At 69.6% G+C, this 21,746-nt stretch carries 22 protein-coding genes, 1 tRNA gene and 2 pseudogenes; 11 read left to right on the top strand and 14 right to left on the bottom strand.

Going from position 1 to position 21,746, the window contains the following annotated elements; translation table 11 throughout:
* Positions 1-52: 52 nt before the first annotated feature.
* Positions 53-129: transfer RNA gene (locus ACRDSQ_RS11015), tRNA-Leu, on the top strand.
* Between the two features lie 239 nt (positions 130-368).
* On the opposite strand, the gene ACRDSQ_RS11020 is transcribed toward ACRDSQ_RS11015, so the two are convergent.
* The 6 genes from ACRDSQ_RS11020 to ACRDSQ_RS11045 all read right to left on the bottom strand — a co-directional run bounded on the left by ACRDSQ_RS11020 (position 369) and on the right by ACRDSQ_RS11045 (position 3,014).
* On the bottom strand, positions 369-659 hold the full coding sequence (locus ACRDSQ_RS11020; RefSeq protein ID WP_431420756.1) for a hypothetical protein: 291 nt from the start codon (positions 657-659) through the stop codon (positions 369-371).
* Positions 660-666: 7 nt separating this feature from the next.
* Complete coding sequence (locus tag ACRDSQ_RS11025) at positions 667-1,317, bottom strand: EndoU domain-containing protein (RefSeq protein ID WP_431420757.1); 651 nt, start codon at positions 1,315-1,317, stop codon at positions 667-669.
* 8 nt (positions 1,318-1,325) lie between these two features.
* Positions 1,326-2,027, bottom strand: a complete 702-nt coding sequence (locus ACRDSQ_RS11030) for a WXG100 family type VII secretion target (RefSeq protein WP_431420758.1) — start codon at positions 2,025-2,027, stop codon at positions 1,326-1,328.
* A complete protein-coding gene (locus ACRDSQ_RS11035; protein ID WP_431420759.1) occupies positions 2,024-2,329 on the bottom strand; it encodes a type VII secretion target in 306 nt (101 codons plus the stop codon). The genes ACRDSQ_RS11030 and ACRDSQ_RS11035 overlap by 4 nt, the downstream gene beginning before the upstream one ends.
* A 3-nt stretch (positions 2,330-2,332) precedes the next feature.
* Entirely contained in the window at positions 2,333-2,764 is a 432-nt protein-coding gene (locus ACRDSQ_RS11040) for a YbaB/EbfC family nucleoid-associated protein (protein ID WP_431420760.1), read from the bottom strand.
* 118 nt (positions 2,765-2,882) lie between these two features.
* The gene (locus ACRDSQ_RS11045; RefSeq protein WP_431420761.1) at positions 2,883-3,014 is read right to left on the bottom strand and encodes a hypothetical protein; all 132 of its coding nucleotides are present in this window, start codon (positions 3,012-3,014) and stop codon (positions 2,883-2,885) included.
* A 350-nt stretch (positions 3,015-3,364) separates the two neighbouring features.
* On the opposite strand from ACRDSQ_RS11045, the gene ACRDSQ_RS11050 reads away from it, so the two are divergent.
* The 7 genes and pseudogenes from ACRDSQ_RS11050 (at position 3,365) to ACRDSQ_RS11080 (ending at position 13,114) form a co-directional block, all read left to right on the top strand.
* Positions 3,365-5,032, top strand: coding sequence for a DEAD/DEAH box helicase (locus ACRDSQ_RS11050; RefSeq protein WP_431420762.1), 1,668 nt, complete (start codon positions 3,365-3,367; stop codon positions 5,030-5,032).
* 72 nt (positions 5,033-5,104) lie between these two features.
* On the top strand, positions 5,105-5,548 hold the full coding sequence (locus ACRDSQ_RS11055) for a helix-turn-helix transcriptional regulator (protein ID WP_431420763.1): 444 nt from the start codon (positions 5,105-5,107) through the stop codon (positions 5,546-5,548).
* Positions 5,549-5,558: 10 nt separating this feature from the next.
* Positions 5,559-5,969, top strand: coding sequence for a VOC family protein (locus ACRDSQ_RS11060; RefSeq protein WP_431420764.1), 411 nt, complete (start codon positions 5,559-5,561; stop codon positions 5,967-5,969).
* A gap of 40 nt (positions 5,970-6,009) precedes the next feature.
* Complete coding sequence (locus ACRDSQ_RS11065; protein ID WP_431420765.1) at positions 6,010-8,394, top strand: ATP-binding cassette domain-containing protein; 2,385 nt, start codon at positions 6,010-6,012, stop codon at positions 8,392-8,394.
* A gap of 448 nt (positions 8,395-8,842) precedes the next feature.
* Positions 8,843-9,751, top strand: coding sequence for a hypothetical protein (locus tag ACRDSQ_RS11070; RefSeq protein ID WP_431420766.1), 909 nt, complete (start codon positions 8,843-8,845; stop codon positions 9,749-9,751).
* 295 nt (positions 9,752-10,046) lie between these two features.
* Positions 10,047-11,641, top strand: a pseudogene (locus ACRDSQ_RS11075) (alpha/beta hydrolase).
* Between the two features lie 189 nt (positions 11,642-11,830).
* Positions 11,831-13,114 carry a M60 family metallopeptidase gene (locus ACRDSQ_RS11080; protein WP_431420767.1) on the top strand — a complete coding sequence of 428 codons (1,284 nt, stop codon included), beginning with the start codon at positions 11,831-11,833 and terminating at the stop codon, positions 13,112-13,114.
* Between the two features lie 182 nt (positions 13,115-13,296).
* Here the strand turns inward: ACRDSQ_RS11080 and ACRDSQ_RS11085 are convergent, their stop codons facing one another.
* From ACRDSQ_RS11085 to ACRDSQ_RS11100, 4 genes and pseudogenes are all read right to left on the bottom strand, one after another.
* The gene (locus ACRDSQ_RS11085; protein ID WP_431420768.1) at positions 13,297-14,274 is read right to left on the bottom strand and encodes a phosphotransferase enzyme family protein; all 978 of its coding nucleotides are present in this window, start codon (positions 14,272-14,274) and stop codon (positions 13,297-13,299) included.
* Positions 14,219-14,539, bottom strand: a complete 321-nt coding sequence (locus ACRDSQ_RS11090) for a hypothetical protein (RefSeq protein ID WP_431420769.1) — start codon at positions 14,537-14,539, stop codon at positions 14,219-14,221. The genes ACRDSQ_RS11085 and ACRDSQ_RS11090 overlap by 56 nt, the downstream gene beginning before the upstream one ends.
* A gap of 85 nt (positions 14,540-14,624) precedes the next feature.
* A pseudogene (locus ACRDSQ_RS11095) lies at positions 14,625-14,852 on the bottom strand (hypothetical protein); the annotation flags it as partial.
* Positions 14,756-16,405 (bottom strand): sulfatase, encoded by a 1,650-nt coding sequence (locus tag ACRDSQ_RS11100; RefSeq protein WP_431420770.1) that lies wholly within the window; start codon positions 16,403-16,405, stop codon positions 14,756-14,758. The gene ACRDSQ_RS11100 and the pseudogene ACRDSQ_RS11095, both read right to left, overlap by 97 nt.
* A gap of 92 nt (positions 16,406-16,497) precedes the next feature.
* On the opposite strand from ACRDSQ_RS11100, the gene ACRDSQ_RS11105 reads away from it, so the two are divergent.
* On the top strand, positions 16,498-17,163 hold the full coding sequence (locus tag ACRDSQ_RS11105; protein WP_431420771.1) for a RibD family protein: 666 nt from the start codon (positions 16,498-16,500) through the stop codon (positions 17,161-17,163).
* Here the strand turns inward: ACRDSQ_RS11105 and ACRDSQ_RS11110 are convergent, their stop codons facing one another.
* Together ACRDSQ_RS11110 and ACRDSQ_RS11115 are read right to left on the bottom strand one after the other, a co-directional pair.
* Complete coding sequence (locus tag ACRDSQ_RS11110; RefSeq protein ID WP_431420777.1) at positions 17,164-17,502, bottom strand: DoxX family protein; 339 nt, start codon at positions 17,500-17,502, stop codon at positions 17,164-17,166.
* Positions 17,503-17,548: 46 nt separating this feature from the next.
* Complete coding sequence (locus tag ACRDSQ_RS11115) at positions 17,549-18,268, bottom strand: CDP-alcohol phosphatidyltransferase family protein (RefSeq protein WP_431420772.1); 720 nt, start codon at positions 18,266-18,268, stop codon at positions 17,549-17,551.
* A 45-nt stretch (positions 18,269-18,313) separates the two neighbouring features.
* Here ACRDSQ_RS11115 and ACRDSQ_RS11120 point away from each other — a divergent pair, with 45 nt between their 5' ends.
* Together ACRDSQ_RS11120 and ACRDSQ_RS11125 are read left to right on the top strand one after the other, a co-directional pair.
* A complete protein-coding gene (locus ACRDSQ_RS11120) occupies positions 18,314-19,294 on the top strand; it encodes a zinc-dependent alcohol dehydrogenase (protein ID WP_431420773.1) in 981 nt (326 codons plus the stop codon).
* On the top strand, positions 19,284-19,988 hold the full coding sequence (locus ACRDSQ_RS11125; RefSeq protein ID WP_431420774.1) for a creatininase family protein: 705 nt from the start codon (positions 19,284-19,286) through the stop codon (positions 19,986-19,988). Before ACRDSQ_RS11120 ends, ACRDSQ_RS11125 begins: the two co-directional genes overlap by 11 nt.
* On the opposite strand, the gene ACRDSQ_RS11130 is transcribed toward ACRDSQ_RS11125, so the two are convergent.
* Positions 19,917-20,849 (bottom strand): lysylphosphatidylglycerol synthase transmembrane domain-containing protein, encoded by a 933-nt coding sequence (locus ACRDSQ_RS11130; RefSeq protein ID WP_431420775.1) that lies wholly within the window; start codon positions 20,847-20,849, stop codon positions 19,917-19,919. The genes ACRDSQ_RS11125 and ACRDSQ_RS11130 overlap by 72 nt on opposite strands.
* On the bottom strand, positions 20,846-21,634 hold the full coding sequence (locus ACRDSQ_RS11135; RefSeq protein ID WP_431420776.1) for a class I SAM-dependent methyltransferase: 789 nt from the start codon (positions 21,632-21,634) through the stop codon (positions 20,846-20,848). The genes ACRDSQ_RS11130 and ACRDSQ_RS11135 overlap by 4 nt, the downstream gene beginning before the upstream one ends.
* Positions 21,635-21,746 lie beyond the last annotated feature (112 nt).

The following is a 21,746-nucleotide window of genomic DNA, read 5'->3' on the forward strand; positions in this document are numbered from 1 at the left end:
CGGCAACCTGCGCGCACGTCTTTGAGGTGATCGCGTAGAGTCCTCTCCCGACGCCCCCGTAGCCCAACCGGCAGAGGCAGCGGACTCAAAATCCGTCCAGTGTCAGTTCGACTCTGACCGGGGGCACCATCTCCAAGCACACAAGATCGGCCCTGACCTGCGATAGGCAGGTCGAGGGCCGATCTTGTCATGTCCGGCCGTGTCCGGCTATCAGTGGCCATCCACGGCTGTTTGTTCCCGAGTTCCCGCGCACTCCGCGACCTGGGTCGGCGGCACGCCTGCTGCGGCCGCTTCAGTCCACTGTGGAGCAGGCCACGCCATCGGCGGCCCACCGAGTCCGCACGCTTGTCTCGCCTTGCTGTCTTCGACTACGTCGGGTCGACGGCGAGTTTCGACAGGACGCCGTGGGGGTCGCTGAGGTAGGTGTAGCCCTCTCGGGGGCCGCCGAACATGGCGAGGAGATCGGCGAGGCGCTGGTATTCCGGGACTGTCACGGGGATCTTGCGGCGGATCAGGGAAGCGCACAGGGTGTCGACGAGTTCGGCCCACTCTCCCGCGTCGCTGAGGCGGCGGTAGGCGGCCGTGGTTTCCGGCGGCAGGCGGTCTGCCAATGCTTCCAGGAGGGCCCGGGAGTCGTTGTTCAGCTTGACGAGGTCCACTGTGCTCCTAGTTGATCGGGTTGCCGTTGGCGTCGTTGTTGGTGACGCCTCGTCCGCCGGTGGGGTACGCGGTTCGGATGGTGCCGTCCGGGTCGATGATGACCTCGATGTCGACGCCGTCGCGGTTGCCGGTGGCTACCCAGCGGCCGTTGTCCTGCTGGTACGGCGGGCGGTCGGGGTTTCGGGCCACGTCCTCGACGTGTCGGCGGACGACGTCGTCCAGCGGTGGGTCTTTCGGGTCGGATGAGTCCCATCTTGCCGGGAACTCCGACTTGTTCGGGATGCCCGTGCCCGGCGCGTGGCCGCCGCCGATGCCGTCGGAGTCGCCGTCGAGGATGTGGATCAGGCGCATCTGGTTGAGGTTGATGCTCGCCACGCTGGGCGGTGTGTCCAGGCCGGTGGCGTTGCCCCACTGGTTTGGCGGCGGGGTCGGTGGCGTCGTGCCCTGGCCGTCGCCGCCGGGTGGGGTGCCCTGGTCGGCGATTTGGTCGGTGGCGTTCTGGGCGCTGGAGACACCCTGACCCGCGTCGACCGAGCCGTGTCGCTGCGACGGCTTGCCGGGGCCCGGCTTCGGCACGCCCGACGGTGAGCCGCCGTCCGGGCGCTTGTGCAGCGTCCAGTACCAGAGGACGAGGAGGATCGCGATGAGGTGCTTCACCCGGTGCCCTAGCTGTTCAGGAGCTTGTCGAGGTTGGTCAGGCTGGCGATCAGGGCCATCGTGTAGGTCAGGATGCGCCCCGCCCACTTGACGACCGCGGCCGCGATCTGGGTCGCGATCACCGGGATGGTCACCACGAACACCGCCTCGACAACCCACACGATCACCCGGGCGACCAGGTCCGCGATCAGGTCCCGGACGATCTCCCTGGTCAGTTCCACCAGGCCGCCCGCACCCTCGGTGGCCGCGGCCATGGCCGCGGAAATCGCCGCCAGTCCGCCGAGGGCGTCGACGTTGTTGACCATCAGGGAGCGGTAGGCGTCAGCCGCCTCACCCTGCCAGTCCGGGGTGTCCTGGTTGAGGTGGTTGCCCAGGTCGGTGCACATGGAGTACAGCTCGGTGGCCATGTTGTTCCAGGTGGCGGCGTGCGAGCGGACCACGTCCGGCTTGCCGGTCAGCTCGTCGAGCATCTCCCGCAGCGGATCGAAGTACTCCATCGCCCAGCCGATGCCGTTGGCCAGCAGGGCGCTGATCGGATCCATGATTGTCGCGGCCACCTCGACACCGAGAGTGGCCCCGGCGAGGACGTCGTCCACCCAGCCGTCGCTGCGGATGGCGTCGACCAGGCCCTCGATGCTGTCGGCCAACCCGGACCCGGTCCACACCTCCCGCGTCGACTCGACGGGGGCCACCAGCGTGTTCTCGGTCATTTCCCACCCCCGAGCGCCGATGTGTTCGTGTCTTCGGTGTCTTCGTAGGCGTCGGCGTTCGCGGTGAGCGCGGCCGTCACCAGCCGCAGGTTCTCGGCGACCTTGGCGAACAGCTCGTCCTGCCTGGTGTGCTTGCCCTCGAGGAGCCCGGAGATCCAACCGCACAGCGTGCCGTAGGCCTCGTCGTCCTGCGCGATGGCCTGGCTGGCCCCCTTGACGGCTTCGAACCGCGCCAGGACAGCCGCCACATTGGCGGCGTGGGCGCGGATCTGGTCGGGGACGACGGTGAACTGCTCGGCCACCGGTCAGTACCTCCTGACATGGGAACGCATGTCGTAGTCCCCGTCGTCGTCCTCGGGCCCCGGGCCGCGCAAGTGGCGCCCGACGCGCTCCGAGATCGCCCGCCCCGCCGCGGAGTCCGGCCCCATGGTCTCGGCGATGACCTCCTGGGACTGCTGGGCCACCTGCTCGCGGGCCTGCCGCAGCGCCGCCATGACGGCCTGCGCCACGGCATCCGGCGCGGCCTTGTGGATCCGGTCGGTCAGCCGCAGGTTCACCAGCGACCCGGACGAGTCGACGGTCACCTCGGCCAGCCCGCCTGGATCGACCGCGGTCACCTGGACCCGCTGCAACCGCGTGCTCATGGCCTGGGTGTCCGCGGCCAGCTTGTCGATCCGGCCCTTCCACGCGGCCAGCCGCTCGCGCGCGGCGTCTGGATTGAGGATCTTCTCGTCCATGGTCCCCCGTCCCGGCGTAGCGATGATCTTTTTTGGAGTGTAGTTACTCCTGCCGACGGGTCGGGGCAAAACACGAGGATTCGGAGTTCTGGCAGGTCCGCGGACGGGCGGACAGCTGCTAGAACCCGGAGCTCGGCGGCTCCTCGGTGGGCGGGAGCAAGCTGTGGCACAGGGTCTCGGTGAGCCAGTCGCGGTAGTCGTCCTGGGTCCAGTCCACGGGCGACAGCCCCGACGAGCGAGCGCTGGACATCGGTGATAGCCGAGGCAGCACGGTCGTCCTGCTCGCCTGCCGCGGCGACGAAGTCGATGCCGAATCGGAAGTAGGGACGCTTCCGGTCGCCGAAGAGCACCGATCCCACCTGGGACTTCCGACGCGCCAGTTCGGTGTCGCCACCGCCGCAGTGCGAGTCGTCAGGGAAGAACCGGATCGATTGTCGAAGAGCACGTCCTGGTCGGGCAGATCCAGTCCGGCAGCTGTGAAACCGGCTCAGCCGACGGTCAACCGGTTCCCAACCACACACGCCAGTGGCCCGACCGCATAATGGACCGACTGATGGGTACCCACGCCCGACAGCCGACGCGGGCACCGAAGGGTCGTTGATGATCGAGAACACCGGCGGGGACGGGAGCGGCTTCGCCGACCTCGGACTGGGTCCCGACCTTCTCCGGGCCCTCGTGGGCCTCGGCTATGAGGAACCCACTCCGATCCAGCGCGCCGCCATCCCACCGCTGCTGCAGGGCCGTGACGTCGTCGGGCAGGCCGCGACGGGGACGGGAAAGACCGCCGCGTTCGCCCTTCCCCTGCTGCAGCGGATCGCCGAGGGCGGCGGGCGGGCCGGGCCCGTCGCGTTGGTGCTCGTGCCGACCCGCGAGCTGGCCGTGCAGGTCTCGGAGGCGATGCACCGCTACGGGCACGACATCGGCGCCAGGGTGCTGCCCATCTACGGTGGCCAGCCGATCGTCAGGCAGCTGCGCGCGCTCGCCCGCGGCGTCGACATCGTGGTGGCCACGCCAGGGCGCGCGCAGGACCACATCAACCGGGAAACGCTCGCCCTGGCCGACATCTCGGCCGTCGTGCTCGACGAAGCCGACGAGATGCTGGACATGGGGTTCGCCGAGGACATCGAGGCGATCCTCAGCGCCACTTCGCGGGATCGGCAGACCGCGTTGTTCTCGGCGACGATGCCACCGCGCATCGCGGGCATGGTTCGCCGTCACCTGCGTGAGCCGGTGTTGGTCGAACTCGACCGCAAGGCGTCGACGGCGGGCGAGGGCCTGCTGGTGCGGCAGAGCGCCTACGTCGTCCCGCGCGGGCACAAGCCCGCCGCGCTCGGCCGCGTCCTCGACCTGGAGGCGCCCACGGCCGCGGTCGTCTTCTGCCGCACCCGCGACGAGGTCGACCGGCTCACCGAGACCCTCAACGGCCGCGGCCAAGCCGCCGAGGCGCTGCACGGCGGCATGGACCAGGTGCAGCGCGACCGGGTGATGAACCGGCTGCGGGCGGGCACGATCGACCTGGTCGTGGCCACCGACGTCGCCGCCCGCGGGCTCGACATCGAGCAGCTGACCCACGTGGTGAACTACGACGTGCCCAGCGCGCCCGAGTCCTACGTCCACCGCATCGGGCGGGTCGGCCGGGCGGGCCGCGAGGGCACCGCCATCACCCTGGTCGAACCGCGCGAACACCGGATGCTCAAGACCATCGAACGAGTCACGGGCCAGCGGATCGCGGTGGAGAAGCTGCCCACGGTCGCCGATCTGCGCGCCAGGCGGCTGGACCTCACCCGCGCGGCCCTCCGGGAGAGCCTCCTGGAGGACGACCTCGAGAAGTTCCGCGCCGTGATCGAGCCGCTCTGCGAGGAGTTCGACCTGTTCGAGGTGGCGCTCGCCGCGGTCAAACTGGCCCAGGAGGCAGGCGGAGCCCTTGATGAGGAAGAACTCCCGGAAGCCGAACCGCCGCCGTCCGACGACCACGGCAGGCGCAAGAGCCCGGGACGGCCGAGCGGCCGGCGCGGCGCGAGCGGCATGACTCGCCTCTTCGTAGGGAGCGGCCGCTCCGCGGGCGTGCGCCCGCAGGACCTCGTCGGCGCGATCACCGGCGAGTCCGCCCTCTCGGGCCGCGACATCGGCGCCATCGAGATAGCCGACCGGTTCTCCCTCGTCGAAGTCCCCGAGTCCGCCGCCGAGGACGTGATCGTCGCGCTCCGGCGAGCGACCATCAAAGGCCGGAGGACCACGGTCCGCCGCGAGCGCCACCAACCGCGGTGAAGCCACCCACCCAGGACTGACAACGACGCGAAACGGGCTCGCCAGGTCCGTCCTCTGTGGCACGATCCGAAGGTGACCAGCAGACCCGACGAGGCGCAGCGGCTGAGCGATCTCGCGCGGCTGCGGCGCGTGCGCGACCGGATCGACCGGGAGTACGCGCAGCCACTCGACGTCGAGGCGCTGGCCCGGGGCGCGCACATGTCGGCGGGGCACCTCAGCCGGGAGTTCCGGCGCGCCTACGGCGAGTCGCCATACGGCTACCTGATGACGCGGCGGATCGAGCGGGCGATGGCGTTGCTGCGGGTGGGCGAACTCAGCGTCACCGAGGTCTGCTTCGCGGTCGGCTGCTCGTCGCTGGGGACCTTCAGCACGCGCTTCACCGAGTTGGTCGGGATGCCGCCCAGTGTCTACAAGCGTGAGGCGGCACGGGCGACGGCGGGGATGCCGTCGTGCGTGGCGAAACAGGTCACCCGACCGATCAGGAATCGAGAAGCGCCCACTTCGAGCCTCGCTTAGCGTTGCCGCCATGGACATCACCATTCACACCACGTTCCTCCCCCACGACGACCCGGAGGCCTCGCTGGCCTTCTACCGCGACACCCTCGGCTTCGAGGTCCGCACCGACGTCGGACAGGGCAAGATGCGCTGGATCACGGTCGGCCCGCCCGACCAGCCCGGCACGTCGATCCTGCTGGCGCCGCCCGCCGCCGACCCCGGTGTCACCGACGACGAGCGCCGCACCATCGCCGAGATGATGGCCAAGGGCACCTACGGCTGGATCCTCCTGGCCACCAAGGACCTCGACGGCACCTTCGAACAGCTGCAGGCCGGCGACGCCGAGGTCGTGCAGGAGCCCACCGAGCAGCCCTACGGCATTCGCGACTGCGCCTTCCGCGACCCCGCGGGCAACCTGATCCGCATCCAAGAACTGCGCTGAGCAACAGAAACACCCGCCGCACAGATGGAGAGACGAAGTCATGGCCCCGAGGACGGACACCAAGTCGCCCGCTCAGCACGCCGCCGACAGCCACGACCTGATCCGGGTGCAGGGCGCGCGGGTGAACAACCTCAAGGACGTCAGCGTCGAACTCCCCAAGCGCAGGCTGACGGTGTTCACCGGCGTCTCCGGCTCCGGCAAGAGCTCGCTGGTGTTCGCCACCATCGCCGCGGAGTCGCAGCGGATGATCAACGAGACGTACAGCGCTTTCGTGCAGGGCTTCATGCCGACGCTGAACCGGCCGGAGGTCGACGTCCTCGAGGGGCTGACCACCGCGATCATCATCGACCAGGAGCGGATGGGCGCCAACGTCCGCTCCACGGTCGGCACCGTCACCGACGCCAACGCGATGCTGCGGATCCTGTTCAGCAGGCTCGGGAAGCCCTACATCGGTCCGCCCGGCGCGTTCGCGTTCAATGTCCCCTCGGTGCGGGCGAGCGGCGCGATCACGGTGGAGCGCGGCGGCAAGACGAAGGCCGAGAAGGCGACGTTCAACCGCCTCGGCGGCATGTGCCCACGCTGCGAGGGCATGGGCAACGTGACGGACTTCGACCTGTCGCAGCTCTACGACGACGGCAAGTCGCTCAACGAGGGCGCGCTCACGATCCCGGGCTACAGCATGGACGGATGGTTCGGCCGTATCTTCCGTGGCTGCGGCTTCTTCGACCCGGACAAGCCGATCCGCAAGTACAACAAGCGCGAACTGCACGACCTGCTCTACAAGGAGCCGACGAAGATCAAGGTCGAGGGGATCAACCTGACCTATGAGGGGCTGATCCCGAAGATCCAGAAGTCGTTCCTGTCCAAGGATGTCGACGCGCTGCAGTCGCACATCCGCGCCTTTGTGGACCGGGCCGTCACGTTCACCGTGTGCCCGGAGTGCGACGGCGCCCGGCTCGCCGCGGAGGCCCGGTCGTCGAAGATCAACGGGATCAGCATCGCCGACGCGTGCGCGATGCAGATCAGCGACCTCGCCGACTGGGTCCGCGGCCTCAAGGAACCCACGGTGGCGCCGCTGTTGGCGGCGCTGCAGCACTCCCTCGACTCGTTCGCCGAGATCGGCTTGGGCTACCTGTCGCTCAACCGGCCGTCGGGCACGCTGTCGGGCGGCGAGGCGCAGCGGACCAAGATGATCCGCCACCTCGGGTCCTCGCTCACCGACGTCACCTACGTCTTCGACGAGCCGACCATCGGGCTGCACCCGCATGACATCGCGCGGATGAACGACCTGCTGCTTCAGCTGCGGGACAAGGGCAACACGGTGCTGATGGTGGAGCACAAGCCGGAGGCGATCGCGATCGCCGACCACGTCGTCGACCTCGGTCCCGGCGCGGGCACGGCGGGCGGCGCCGTCTGTTTCGAGGGGACGGTCGAGGGGCTGCGGGCCACCGACACCATCACCGGGCGCCACCTCGACGACCGGGCCGCCCTGAAGGCGTCCGTGCGGACACCGTCGGGCGCGTTGGAGGTCCGCGGCGCCGACACCAACAACCTGCGGGACGTCGACGTCGACATCCCGCTGGGTGTGCTGGTCGTCGTGACCGGTGTGGCCGGGTCGGGCAAGAGCTCGCTGATCCAGGGCTCGGTCGTGGGGCAAGAGGGCATCGTGTCGGTCGACCAGGGGGCGATCCGCGGGTCGCGGCGGAGCAACCCGGCGACGTACACCGGCCTGCTCGAACCGATCCGCAAGGCGTTCGCCAAGGCCAACGGGGTCAAGCCCGCGCTGTTCAGCGCCAACTCCGAGGGCGCCTGCCCCACGTGCAACGGCGCCGGTGTCATCTACACCGACCTGGCGATGATGGCAGGCGTCGCCACGACCTGCGAGGACTGCGAGGGCAAGCGGTTCCAGGCCTCGGTGCTGGAGTACCACCTGGGTGGGCGCAACATCGCCGAGGTGTTGGCGATGTCGGTGACCGAGGCCGAGGAGTTCTTCGGCGCGGGCGAGGCGCGCACGCCCGCCGCGCACGCCATCCTCGACCGGCTCGCCGACGTCGGGCTCGGCTATCTCAGCCTCGGCCAGCCGCTCACCACGCTGTCCGGCGGCGAGCGGCAGCGGCTCAAGCTGGCCACCCGGATGGCCGAGAAGGGCGGCGTGTACGTCCTCGACGAGCCGACCACCGGCCTGCACCTCGCCGACGTCGAGCAGCTGCTCGGCCTGCTCGACCGGCTCGTCGACTCCGGCAAGTCGGTCATCGTCATCGAGCACCACCAGGCGGTGATGGCGCACGCGGACTGGATCATCGACCTGGGGCCCGGCGCGGGCCACGACGGCGGCAAGATCGTCTTCGAGGGCCCGCCCGCCGATCTCGTGACGGCCAAGTCGACCATCACCGGGGAGCACCTCGCGGCCTACGTCGGCACGTAACACGACATGACCACGCATCGACTCACTTCCACATAGCGGCCCTTCGCAGAGCTGAGCACGTCAAGGCCCCGGATGAGTGTCGCCACGCGGACGACCGCAGGCGCGCGGCTCGGCGCCGGTCTCGCCGGTCTCGTGATCGTCGCGGGCGGATGCACGCAAGGCGACAAGTCCGACCCGACCTCCGGACGGATCGCGTTCGGGGCCTGTGGCGACCTCGTCCGGATCGATGACGCCGCCATCCCCGCGTACCGACGCGCGCGGTCGACCTACGAGTGCGGGACGCTCGCGGTCCCTGTGGAACGTGCCGGCCCGACGGGCGACCGGATCGACATCCACGTGACGCGGGTGCGCTCGACACCCCAGCACGACCGGATCGGCTCGCTGGTCGTGAACTTCGGCGGACCTGGCGTGTCCGGCCTCGAAAGCATGGCGCACTGGCCCGGCGTTCATGGACCTGCTCTACGGCGGCTGGTGGCCGGTCTTCGGCTGCCCGGACCCGCACTACCTGCACAAGCGCAGCGGCCCGAGCTGCGGGTGGACCGAGGGCTTCGCCAACGCGATCGCCGGGCACGCCAAGGGCGACGGCCTGTTCGTCTTCCCCGAAGGCGAATCGGTCGACCTGATGAACACCACGCCGAACGACCCGAGCCTGCCCACGAGCCGAACCAACCCCGAGGACGGAGACCAGGTCGAGCTCCGCGTGGCGGGCGCGCTGATCGACCTGTGGCGCAAGGTGGACGGCGGCCCGGCGGGCACGTTCGACAACATGCGCCGCTACAGGTCGACGACGTTCCGCGAGTGGTTCAACGACGACCGGCCGCTGACCGGGCTGGACGTCTCGGCGGCCACCCGGAACCTGGTCTACACGCACACGATCGACTACCGCGGCACGACCACTCCGCCGCCCACCGGCGGCGTGGCCAACGGCGGGTTCGAGAGCGGCACCGCGAACTGGACGATCACCGGTGGCGTCGTGGGCAACTGGACCACCTACCCGGCGCACCAGGGCTCCTGGTACGCGTGGATGGGCGGCAACGGCGTGACCAACATCGACACCCTGTCCCAGCAGATCACCGTCCCCGCCGGGACTTCCACGCTCGGCTACCACCTCCGGGTCGTGACCCAGGAGGCGGGCACGACCATCTACGACACCCTCAAAGTCCAGGTCGTCGACGGCTCGACCACCACGACCCTGACCACGTGGTCCAACGCCAACGCGGGCGGCTCCTATGTGTACCGCACGGCCAACCTCTCGCAGTGGCAAGGCAAGACGGTCACACTGAAGTTCGTCAGCGCCGAGGACTACTCGCTGCGGACCGACTTCCTGATCGACACGGTCGGGATCGCCACGTCCTGATTCGGGCACCGGGTGGGCGAACCGCCGCCCACCCGGTGCTTGTCCTTGTCAGACACCACTTGTCAGACACCACTCGCGACGGCCGCGCCGCGGTGGTCGGTGCCTCCACAGTGGAGCGCACTCGCCGGACGGCAGGGCCGCCGGGCGTCCGAACGGCCCACGACAGCAGGTCGAACTTTGTGCTGTGGCAACGAAACAGTCACATGGACGGTTCACCTCGGGTGCCGAACCGTGCAGTATCAGGCGATCTACGGTAACCCATCATCGGATGTCTACCGAAACACAAGGGGTATCAGTGAAGAAGATCGTGGCAATCGCCGCCGCGGCGGGCGCGGTCGCGGCCGGGGTGTCCGTGACGCCCATGGCGCAGGCCGCTCCCGCGCAGGTGGCCTACGAGCCCGCGCCGATCGCGTGGGGCAAGTGCGAACGGCCGGGCCTGATCTCGCGCGGCGCCGAGTGCGGCTTGCTCGAAGTGCCCCTGGACTACGCGAACCCATCCGGCACGAAGATCAAGCTGGCCGTCTCCCGGATCAAGGCAAAAGCGCCCGCCGAGCAGTACCAGGGCGTCATGCTGGTCAACCCGGGCGGGCCCGGCGGGTCCGGCCTCGGGCTTTCGGTACTCGGCGAGTACGTGCCCAAGGGTGCGGGACTGACCTTCGACTGGATCGGCTTCGACCCGCGCGGGGTCGGCTCCAGCCAGCCGTCGCTGTCGTGCGACAGCGGCGTCATGGGCTACAACCGGCCGTACTACGTGCCGGTGACCAGGCAGTTGGAGAAGACCTGGCTCGACCGGTCGAAGGCCTACGCCCAGGCCTGCGCGACCGCGCGGGCGGCGACCTGTTGGCCCACTTGAAGACGACCGACACGGCCGCCGACATGGATGTGCTGCGCAAGGCGCTGGGACAAGAGCAGATCAACTACTACGGCTTCTCCTACGGCACGTATCTCGGGCAGGTCTACAGCACGCTCTACCCGGAGCGGGTGCGCCGGATGGTGCTCGACGGCAACGTCGACCCGCGCAACGTCTGGTACAAGGCCAATCTCAACCAGGACCTCGCGTTCGACCGCAACATCAAGATCTACTTCGACTGGGCGGCCAAGCACGACGCGGTGTACCACCTGGGCACCGACGGCCGCACCATCGAGCGGAACTTCTACGCGCAGCAGGAGAAGCTGCGGAAGTCCCCGGCGGGCGGGGTGATCGGCCCGGACGAACTGGTCGACGTGCTCCTCGGCGCGACCTACTCGACCTACGGCTGGGCGGACCTCGCCGCCGCGTATTCGGCCTGGGTCAACAATGGGGACTCCGCGGGCCTCAAGGCCCGCTATGACGGCATCAACAGCCAGGAACCCGGTTCGGACAACGGTTTCGCCGTCTACCTGGGTGTGCAGTGCACCGACGTCCAGTGGCCCACGGACTGGAACCGATGGCGGCTGGACAACTGGATCACCCACTTCAAGGCGCCCTTCACCACCTGGGGCAACGCCTGGTACAACGCGCCCTGCGTCTACTGGGGCGCGAAAGCGGGCAAGCCGGTGAAGGTCGACGGCTCGAAGGCGCCGCCGATCCTGCTGACCAGCGAGACCTTGGACGCGCCCACGCCGTTCGAGGGCAGCCTCGAGGTCCGCAGCCGGTTCCCGAACTCGGCGCTGATCGAGATCGTCGGCGGCACCACCCACAGCGGGACGCTCAACGGCAACTCGTGCGTCGACGACCAGATCGCCGACTACCTGGCCACGGGCAAGCTCCCGGCGCGCAAGGGCGGCCGCCAGGCCGACACCAAGTGCGACGCACTCCCCCAGCCCACCCCGGGCCAGACCGCCCGGATGCTGGGCGACGACCCGTCCCGCGCGGACCTGCGCCGCGTGATCACGGGCGGGCGCGGCTGAGGTGACAAGGGGGCCGGGGTGGACGCGACTTGGTCCACCCCGGCCCCCTTGTGGATCCATAGTGGACATCTAGATTTGTCAAGCTTTCCGTCGTCGACAACTGGATATCTCTGGATGCAGCGCGGCTCGGCGGCGGCCGGCCGAGTGTGTATACCCTTCGCAGTCATGAGAGTTCTAGCGTCAGTGGCGATGTCCGTGGTCGTGGCATGCTTGGCCGCGTGTGAATCCCCCACGGAGTCGACCGCGCCCACGACCGCCGAGGCGCCCAAGGATCCTCGGCGGATCACCTTCTCACCGTTGCCCTCCGCCGAGGACGAGCAGGTGCGAACCGGACGCAGCCTCAAGTTGGCGGACTTCCAGCCGACCGGCTGGTATCTGCCGCCCGACACCGACCTGACCATCACCGTCGACAGACCCGACTCAGCCAGGCCGGAAGTCGTCGTCGGGCCGTCCGGGCTGGGCGGCTCGGAGAACGACGCACGCACCTACCCCCTGTCCGGCCGCGCCAACACCGTGCGCGATCCGAAGGGCGGCGCGATCCACCTTCGCCACACCGGCGCGGGCACCCAGCAGATCGCGGTCACGATCGGACCGCAGGCCACCCCGATTCCGCTGTACACGCTGGGGCAGGCCACGAAGTGGGCGTCGGTGCTGGGCCAGGCGGGTGCGGCGCCACTGGTGCAGCTTGTCAGCGCACACGTCGTCCTCACCGCGACACTCGACACCGCACGCCGCTACGCGGGCGAGGACGTCGACGAGTTGCTGCGGACCTACGACAAGATCATCGAGATCGAGGACGGGATCAGCGGGCACCGGGCCGATCCTGCCGTCGATCGGGTGAGCCCGCTTCGGTACTACATCTCCGAAGGCAAGGCAGAGCAGAATCCCGACGCCGGCGACTACCGGATCCATTGGCCTGCCGATCTCATGGATGAGGCGTTCACCGTGGCGGGGCTGCGCGCGTCGTGGGGGATGTGGCACGAGCTTGGTCACCTGCATCAGCAGCAGGCGTGGGAGTGGCTGCCGGTTCAGGAAGTGACCGTCAATGTCTACAGCCTCGCGGTTGAACGCGCTTTCGGTACGGCTTCGCGGTTGACGGGGGAACGGGCGTTTGCCAAGGCGCATGGGTATTTGGCGCTTCCTGACGGCGAACGGGACTACGACCGTCTGGCCGAATCGCAGCTGGGTCAAGGGGACGGGGTTTGGATCATGCTTGCGATGTTTGAGCAGTTGCGTCTTGGGGGTGGTGATGGGTTCTTTCCTCGGCTGCATCAGCTTTGCCGTGCGGAACAGCCGGGTCCTCAGGGTGATGCCGCTCAGTACTTCATGGTCGCGGCGAGTAAGGCTGTCGGTGTCGATCTCACTGGCTTCTTCAGCCGGTGGGGGTTGCGGCCTGATGATGGGACTCGAGCTGAGATCGCCGCGCTGGGGGTACCGGGTCCGGATCAGGACTTTACGACGTTAGGCTACTGAACTTCCCTTGACCACCAAGGAGATTAGTCTCCCTCGGCCATGACTCTCGATGGCCAGGACGAGGGAGCCGGGGGTAGAGCAGGGATCAAAAGCCCATCCCCCCTTGGGTTTCCTCGTTGGGGTGGCGCTGTGGGTGGTTGGGTCGAGTTTGTCTCGGGTGGTGGTGGTGGTGCGACCTTGGGCTAACTGGCTGTTCGGGTCAGTGTCAGGACGTTTGTCAGTTGTTCCGGGGTTGGCAGGGTGCGGAGCGCCTCGTCTATCTCACGCTCCGCCCATTCGCGGTGGTGGAGTTCGACTTGTGGGTCAAGCGCGATGGTTGTCTGTTTCAATAGGAAGTTCAGTCTGCCGGCGATCAGCATCGAGAAGTCCGTTTGCTCGGTGACGCGGCCTTGGCCGTCCTCCCGGACGTACGCCTCGTACATGGCGCGCATCGCCGGCATGTCTGGGGTTGGGCCGTCGCAGTACCAGTCGAATAGGGCTCGGGCCAGTTCTCGGGGTGGTTCGGCTGGGCCGAGGTTGTCCCAGTCGACGACCACCAGTGCGCCTGCGGGATCTGCCAGGACGTTCTCCGGATGGAGGTCGCGGTGGCAGACGATCAACTCGTCGAGCTTCGTGGAGGTGACCGACTCACACAGGTTGGGGAGGGTGGTCAGTCGGTCAGCGAGTCGCGCGGTCCAGCACGCTTCCGAATCGGCCGCTTCCGCCCAGCGGTGGGTTGCGGGAACGGTGTCATACCAGGGATCCGGCACTCCCCCGCCGAGCTCGGTCGTCGCGGCGGGGGCGCATTTGTGTAGGCGGGCGAGCAGGGTCCCGAGGTCTCGTGGGGTGGCTTTCGCGGTGAGGTCGAGCGGCCGCAGGTCGACCCAGTCGTAGAGGCGCAGCCATCCGCCGCTGGGGGCCGCGAGGAGGTAGTGGCCTGTGCGGTCGGGGTGACTCTTGGGGAAGCGGACGCTCGCCTCCGCCGCGCGGTGCGCGAGCGCCAACTCCGCCTCGATCAGTGCCTCCGAGGGTGGTTCGGCGAAGATCTCCTTGAGGGCATACCGCTCCGACCCGACGTCCACGCGCCAAATCTGGCCTAGTGCGCCTCGCGGTCCGGCCAAGACCTCAACCGTCGCACGCCATCCGAACGCGTCGCGCAGGGTGGCGATCAGTTCCGTCATACGACAGCTCCATCGTTCTTCCGGGTCCGGGTTCGCGCAGGCGGACGAGTGCGTCCGGCTCCGGGCTGCGGCGGTCGAGCAGGATGGCCACCGGGCCGGCTGTGGCCACCGTGGAAATGGTGCCGGTGATCAGGCCCAGCAGCAACGCGAGGGCGAAGTCGGCCAATGAATCGTCGCCGAGGATCAGCAGTGCGCCGAGGACGAACAGGACTCCGATGCCCGTGTTGACCGTGCGGGGCAAGGTTTGCAGGACAGCCGAGCCCATGACGCGGGCGAACGGAACGTTCTGGTCTCGTTGTCGGAGTTTCGCGGACGCGGTCGAAGACGACGACGGAGTCGTTGACCGAGTAGCCGATGACGGTGAGCCGCGCGGCCAGGAAGACGCCGTCGTAGGTTTGGCCCAGCCAGGCGAAGATCCCGACCGTTACGGCCGCGAAGCATCGCTGACCCGCCCATACCGGCTGGATATCTCTGGACGGCGCTACGGCCCGAAAGCCTTCAGGAACCGGTCGCGGAAGGTGTTCATCGGCCAGACCGGGGCGTGCGGGCCGGGTTTCAGGCCCGCGTCCCAGTTCCACGGGGACACCCGGTTCAGCACGGCTTGGTCGCGGGTGACGATGGTGATCGGGACGTCCCAGGTGGCGTTGTCGCCGGTGACGATCTTGGCGGGCTGGTGGTCGCCGAGGAAAACGAGCACCAGGTCGTTGTCGCCGTAGGTCTCCACGTAGGAGACCAGCGTGTTGAGCGAGTACTCGATGGACCGCCGGTAATCGGCGCGAATCTGGGTGGGGTCGCCGTTGAAGATGGCCTCCGCGGGGCGGTCGCCGGTGTGCATGGCCTGGTAGATCGAACCGTCGCCGACGTCGGCCCAGTCGATCAGCGCCGGCGTCGGCGTCCACGGTGCGTGGCTGGAGACCAGCGGGATCACCGCCATCACCGGCTCGTCTGCTTGAGCGCGCTCGGACCGTTCGAACGCCGCGAGGGTGTACTGGTCGGGCATGGTGGCGTAGCTGAAACGCGGCCCGTGGTACCCGAGGTCCTCCGCGGTCTGGATGCTGCGATACCCGAAGAACTCCCCTTCGGGCCACGCGTACGTGATGCCGGGGACGACACCGACCGACCGCCACCGCGCGCGTTCGAAGGCGGCGCCGAGGGTCAGGCGGTCGCCGGAGACCAGGGTGCGGTAGCGCTGCTGGTTGTCGATCCACAGGCCGGAGAGCAGCGTGGCCTGCGCCAGCCAGCTGCCGCCACCCGTGGTCGGCGAGGTGAGGAAGGCGCTGCGCGAGCCGTATCCGGCGTCGCTGAGCCTGCGAGTGCCTTCGTCGAGCACCGCGCCGACCTGGGGTGCCAGCTCCGGGTCCTCGACGGCGTCGCGGCCATAGCTCTCGACGAAGGCGACGATGACGTCCTTGCCGCGCAAGGCGGTGAGCAGTTCCGTGCCCGGGGTGTCCCGGAAGCGGTCGACCACGGCCTCCTCGGCGAACTTGTCGTGGTCGAGCAGGCCCGCCCGCACCTGGCGGGCGTGGTCCAGGGCGAAGGCGGCGGCGCTGCCGGAGGCGATGGGCGCGTCTGGGTCGATCCGCGCGCCCGGGATGGCAGCGGTGATCCACACGACCGAGAGGACCGCGACCGCCCGGGCCGCCCCGAGCCGGTGTCGGGCGACGAGCCGGGTCAGGCGCAGGGCGGACAGCGTGGTCAGGACCAGCAGGGCGGGCGCGAGCACGACCGCCCCGACCACGACGGCGATCGCCCCGCCGGGACCGGCTGTCGCGTCGACGTAGCCCACGGCGGGAGCGAGCAGCGGCCAGTCGAGGACCAGGTCGAACGGTCGGTGCAGCACCGCGTCGAAACCCATGTCCATGATCTTCACGACAGTCAGCAAACCGAGGCCCACACCCACGAGCACGGCCACACCCCGCCTCGCCCGGGTGGGCAGGACGAGGAAGAGGACGACGCCGAGCAGCCCCTCCGCCGGAACGCGGAGGAAAGCCAAGGGGCTCAGGCGGTCGAGGTCGTTTGGGGCGAGCAGAGCGAACAGCACGAGCGCGCAGGCGAGCGCGGTGACGCCCCCGGCCGCGATCCGACGAACCCGCCCGCGCCCGACCCTTCGAAGTGGCGCGAACAACTCCATCCACTGTCCTCTCGTAAAATGTGGTGCCGCCAATCGGTTATACGGTCGACGGACCACTTCCGGTTCAACTCGCGGAACAGAACGGACGCACCGTGACCCGCCCATACGTCCTCCTCAGCGTCGCGGTCAGCGTGGACGGCTACATCGATGACCAGGCCGGCCAAGGGTTCCCGCTGTCCAACGATCTCGACTTCGACCGCGTCGACCAGGTGCGGGCCGAGTCCGACGCCATCCTGATCGGCGCCGAGACCGTGCGCCGGGACAACCCCCGCCTGCTCGTCAACAGCGCCGAACGGCGGGCCGCGCGGGTCGCCGACGGCCTCCCGGAACATCCGCTGAAAGTCACCGTGACCGGCTCGGGCGACCTCGACCCGGGCCTGCGGTTCTGGCATTGCGGCGGCCGAAAGGTCGTCTACACGACGGATTCCGGCGCGGCCTCGGCAAGCCTGGGCGATCTGGCCGAGGTCGTGTCGCTGGGCGCCGAGATCGACTTCGCCCAGCTCCTCGACGACCTCGGCGGCCGCGGTGTGAGCAGGCTGATGGTGGAGGGCGGCGGCCGGATCCACACCGCGTTCCTGTCGGCCGGGTTGGCCGACGAGATCCAGGTCGCGGTTGCCCCGCTGCTGATCGGCCACGCGGGCGCGCCGCGGTTCCTCAACCCGGCCGAGTTCCCTGGCGGACCCGCGCGCCGCATGCGCCTCGAAGACGTCTCCCGGGTCGGTGACGTCGCTGTGCTGCGTTACCTGCCCAAAGGCTGATCAGCCCCGCAGCTTGGCGACCAGGGCGAGGATCGTGTCCCGGCGGAACCACGCCACGACCAGGCTCAGCACCAGCAGGATCGCGGGCAGCACCGGGCCGGGCTTGTCCACCAGGAACAGCTCCGTGGCGACGGCGCCGACCATGACCCCGGCCAGCCCGAGCGCGGCGAGACCGCACAGGCGCGGGATCAGCAGGCCGATCGCGCCTGCGATCTCGAGGGCGCCGGTGAGGTAGCGCAGCCACTGGCCGAGGCCGATGTCGTCGAACTTGCGCACGAGTCCGTCGCCGAACAGCGTGGTCGCGCTGTAGATGAAGTACGCGGCGAGAGCGACTTGCAGGACTCAAAGCGCGATGTTGCCGACGACGCGGGTGGCGCTGGCTTGATCAGACATCGCGGCATCCTCGCACTGGTGCGGACGCGTTCCGCCGGAGCCAGACGATGTCGCGGCCGAACGACCACCCAAGCGTGACCAACGCGAGTCCCACCAGCACCCCCGCATGCGGGACGACCCCGCTCGCGGTGACGACCAGCGTGACGCCCTGCGCGGCGGCGACGGCCTTGCGTGCGTAGCTGGGTGGGAGGTCCCCACGCAGCCAGGTCAGCCACCGGGACGCGGCGACGAACAGGTACCGGGCGGCGCCGATCGCGAGCACCCACGGGCCGAGCGACCACGCCACGTGGACGCTGAGCACCAGGATCAGGAAGGCGTCGACCTCCATGTCGAAGCGGGCGCCCAGCGCTGACACCGTGTCCGTGCGCCGGGCGACGATGCCGTCGACGCAGTCGAGGACGAGTGCGACGGTCGCCAGCGCCACGATCGTCGGGAGCGTGCCGTCGGCGCGGTCGGCCACCAGGGCCGTCACCCCGCCGACGAGCAGTTGCCGGGCCAGGGTGACGCGGTCGGCGGGCCCCAACGCCGCGGTGTCGGACCGGCGCACCGCCTCGGTCAGCAGCGCCCCGGTGGCGCAGGCGTGGACGAGACCGACGAGGGCGCCGAGCGGACCGAGTCCCACGGTCGCCCAGAGCACGCCCAGCAGGAGGAGTTGACCGCCCGCCCACACGGCGGGCTCGCGCCGGGCCGTGGTGTGCTGGAGTGTGACCATCGCGCCCCTTGCGGCAGTAGGCCCCGATTTTTCGGAGGGTATTGGATGACACGCACGGCAAGGGCCCTCTGGTTCACCTCATCCGGCAATTGTGAGATCCGCCCCGTCGCCCTTCCCACGCCGGGGACCGGGGAGGTCCTGGTCCGCACGCTTTTCTCCGGGGTCAGCCGGGGAACCGAGTCGCTCGTCCTCGCGGGCGCGGTGCCCGAGAACCAGCATGCGGTGATGCGCGCGCCATTCCAAGAGGGTGACTTCCCGTGGCCGGTCAAATACGGGTACCTCAACGTCGGCGTCGTCGAGGACGGTCCCGCGGACCTGGTCGGCCGCACGGTCTTCTGCCTGTATCCGCACCAGACCCGGTACGTGGTCCCGGCGGACGCGGTGACCCCGGTCCCGGAGGCCGTGCCGGCAGCGCGGGCGGTGTTGGCCGGGACGGTGGAGACGGCGGTGAACGCGGTGTGGGACGCGACCCCGCTGATCGGTGACCGGATAGCGGTGGTCGGGGCCGGGATGGTCGGCTGCGCTGTGGTCGCGATCCTCGCCCGATTCCCTGGTGCGCGCGTCCAGCTGGTCGACACCGACCCGACCCGGGCGACGGTCGCCGCCGCTTTGGGAGTCGGATTCGCTTCGCCCGAGGAGGCCGAGGGCGGCCTCGACCTCGTGGTGCACGCCAGCGCGACCGAGAGCGGTCTCGCCCGGTCGCTGGAGCTGCTCGCGCCGGAGGGCAGGGTGATCGAGCTGAGCTGGTACGGCGACCAGCGGGTCTCGCTCCCGCTGGGCGAGTTCTTCCACTCCCGCAGGCTCACCGTGCGCGGCAGCCAGGTCGGCACCGTGGCCCGGGCGGGGCGCACCTACGCCGACCGGATGGCGCTGGCGCTCGACCTGCTCGCCGACCCGGTGTTCGACACCCTCATCACCGGCGAAAGCGACTTCGACGCCCTGCCTGAGGTGCTGCCGAAGCTGGCGTCCGGCAACCTCCCGGCCCTGTGCCACCGGATTGGCTACGGTCGCGCACATGACCGGTGACCCGTACCTGCTTCCGCTGACCACCACCGTCGACGTCCGCGACCGCGCCGCCACCGTGGCCGTGCTGCCGGTCGGCAGTCTGGAGCAGCACGGCCCGTACCTGCCGCTGGTGACCGACACCGTCATGGCGTGCACGATCGCCCGGGAACTCGCCGCCGCGTACCCCGTGCAACTGCTTGCGCCGGTGACGATCTCCTGTTCGCACGAGCACGCCGCCTGGCCGGGCACGGTGAGCATCTCGGCGCGGACACTGCACTCGGTGGTGACCGACATCGCCGACTCGCTGCGCCGCTCCGGTGTCCCCAAGCTGGTGATCGTCAACGGCCACTGCGGCAACTACGTGCTGGCAAATATCGTGCAGGAAGCCTTGGGTGGCATGGCTTTGTTCCCCGGCGTCCAGGACTGGGCGGCCGCGCGAGCCGCCGCGGGGATCGAGACCTCAGCCGACAGCGACATGCACGCGGGCGAGTTGGAGACCTCGGTCCTGCTCCACGCCCACCCGGCGATGGTGAAACCCGGCTACGACACCAGTGACTGGCTCGCCGACGACCGCGGGCACCTGCTGACCCTCGGCATGGCGGCGTACACGGAGTCCGGTGTGGTCGGACGGCCGTCGCTGGCCTCAGCCCGCAAGGGCGAGGACCTGCTGGCCGGACTGGTCGCCGCGTTCGCGGACTACCTCACGGTTCTTTAGGACCACGAACAGCGCGCCCGGCAGGCTCGCGACCAGCGCGAGCACGCCGTAGACCACGGCCGTAGTGAGTCCTTGGGCGGCGCCCAGCCCGGCGGCGCCGAACGCGGCGGCCAGGAATGCCTCCCGTGGGCCCCAGCCGCCGACGTTGACTGGCAACGCCATCACCAGCAGGGCCACCACGAACAGCGGCAGGAGCCGGTCGGCGGGCGCCTCGGTGCCTGCGACCCTGGCCGCGACGAGCAGCAGGGCGAGGTGCCCGGCCACGGCCGTCGCCGACAGCAGCACCACCATCGGGAAGGCCCGCCGGGACAGCAGCCCGACGCGCGCGTCCGCCCAGACCGTCGCCGCACGTTTGCGCCACAGCACGGCAAGACCGACGGCGGTGATCGGGACCGCCAGGATGCTGATCACGGCGGAATGGTCGAGGGTCAGGTTCATGGGTTGGGCGAGGAGAACGGCGACGGCTATGGCGATCAGCACCACCTGCCCGGCGAACCGTTCGAAGACCACCGCGCGGACACCCCGACCGAGGTCACCCGACCGCTGTCCGTGGCTCACCGCGCGATGCACGTCGCCGAGGACGCCGGCGGGAAGCACGGCGTTGAGCAGCAAGGCCCGGTAGTAGTCGGAGACCGCGGTGCCCAGGGACAGCGGGAGGCCCAGCCTGCGCGCCACGACGCACCATCGGCCCGCACCGCAGAGGGTGGTGGCCAGCCCGATTGCCAAGGCGGCGACGAGGGAACCGGCGTCGATCGCGCGCAGCCCATCCACGAACGCGTCCGCGCCGAGCCGCAGGAGAAGCGCGGCCAGGATGCCGAGGGCGAGGACGAGTCGCAGCCACGGCCAGAGCCGGCGCGTCACGCCGACCTCGGCAACGCCAACAGGTCGACATGCCCAACCACGACCCGCAAACCACCCGCAAGTCGGCGCGCCAGATACGCGGGTGCTTCCTCGGCAAGAGCAGGTCGCTGCTCACAGGCCGCATCCACCCAGCCCCGCAGCCACTCCCCCGCCAGCGCGGCCTGGTCCGGCCCCAGCCGCCACGGGCTCGGTCGGGCCAACACCACGGCGCCGCGACGTTCGAACGAGTCGACGGCGGCGGCGACGGCGTCCGGGCCGAGGAGGCGGCGGCCATCGACCTCCCGGCGCTGGTGGTCGTTGAAGGCCTCGGCGAACTCGGCGTCGAGTGGCTCGGGCGGGTCCAGTTCGACCCGGCCCGCGACGGAGAGGGTCAGCAGCGCGGGGCAGCCCGCGTCGACGCAGGCGGCGGCCAGCGCGTCGACCTCGTCGGCGGTCAGCAGGTCCAGCAACGCCGACGCCGTCAGCAGCGAAGTGCCCTTGAGGTCTTCGGCGCGCAGTGCGGTGAGGTCGCCCTCGCGGGTCTCGACCGTCACGCCCGGGCCGGGCACCGTCGCACCGGCCACAGCGAGCAGCCGCGGGTCACGGTCGTGCAGCACCCAGTGCTGCCTGCCGTCCAACCGCCGGGCGAGCCATCGGCCCATCGATCCTGTGCCACACCCGACATCACGCACGAGAAGGGGGTTTCGGTTCAGCAGAGTTTCCCGCAGCGGGTCGAGCAAATCCTCGGCCCGGGCGTCGGCGTCCGCCTTTTCCCGCAGGGCCAACCATTCCGGGGCGAAGCTCATTCCCCGAGCCTAGCCAGCACGCGTGCCAGGTCGCGGGCGCAGTCATCCCAGGTCCGCAGCGCTTCCCCGCGCGCTCGCGCCGATCGCCGCAGCGCCCGACGCAGGTCGGGGT

Origin of the sequence: Actinokineospora sp., assembly GCF_050699995.1 — a bacterium.
GTDB lineage: Bacteria > Actinomycetota > Actinomycetes > Mycobacteriales > Pseudonocardiaceae > Actinokineospora.

Coding starts and splice junctions, on each gene's coding strand:
- ACRDSQ_RS11030 (WP_431420758.1), bottom strand. CDS start 2,027: ATGACCGAGAACACGCTGGTGGCCCCCGTCGAGTCGACGCGGGAGGTG.
- ACRDSQ_RS11040 (WP_431420760.1), bottom strand. CDS start 2,764: ATGGACGAGAAGATCCTCAATCCAGACGCCGCGCGCGAGCGGCTGGCC.
- ACRDSQ_RS11045 (WP_431420761.1), bottom strand. CDS start 3,014: ATGTCCAGCGCTCGCTCGTCGGGGCTGTCGCCCGTGGACTGGACCCAG.
- ACRDSQ_RS11050 (WP_431420762.1), top strand. CDS start 3,365: ATGATCGAGAACACCGGCGGGGACGGGAGCGGCTTCGCCGACCTCGGA.
- ACRDSQ_RS11060 (WP_431420764.1), top strand. CDS start 5,559: ATGGACATCACCATTCACACCACGTTCCTCCCCCACGACGACCCGGAG.
- ACRDSQ_RS11065 (WP_431420765.1), top strand. CDS start 6,010: ATGGCCCCGAGGACGGACACCAAGTCGCCCGCTCAGCACGCCGCCGAC.
- ACRDSQ_RS11070 (WP_431420766.1), top strand. CDS start 8,843: ATGGACCTGCTCTACGGCGGCTGGTGGCCGGTCTTCGGCTGCCCGGAC.
- ACRDSQ_RS11080 (WP_431420767.1), top strand. CDS start 11,831: ATGTCCGTGGTCGTGGCATGCTTGGCCGCGTGTGAATCCCCCACGGAG.
- ACRDSQ_RS11085 (WP_431420768.1), bottom strand. CDS start 14,274: ATGACGGAACTGATCGCCACCCTGCGCGACGCGTTCGGATGGCGTGCG.
- ACRDSQ_RS11090 (WP_431420769.1), bottom strand. CDS start 14,539: ATGGGCTCGGCTGTCCTGCAAACCTTGCCCCGCACGGTCAACACGGGC.
- ACRDSQ_RS11100 (WP_431420770.1), bottom strand. CDS start 16,405: ATGGAGTTGTTCGCGCCACTTCGAAGGGTCGGGCGCGGGCGGGTTCGT.
- ACRDSQ_RS11115 (WP_431420772.1), bottom strand. CDS start 18,268: ATGGTCACACTCCAGCACACCACGGCCCGGCGCGAGCCCGCCGTGTGG.
- ACRDSQ_RS11120 (WP_431420773.1), top strand. CDS start 18,314: ATGACACGCACGGCAAGGGCCCTCTGGTTCACCTCATCCGGCAATTGT.
- ACRDSQ_RS11125 (WP_431420774.1), top strand. CDS start 19,284: ATGACCGGTGACCCGTACCTGCTTCCGCTGACCACCACCGTCGACGTC.
- ACRDSQ_RS11135 (WP_431420776.1), bottom strand. CDS start 21,634: ATGAGCTTCGCCCCGGAATGGTTGGCCCTGCGGGAAAAGGCGGACGCC.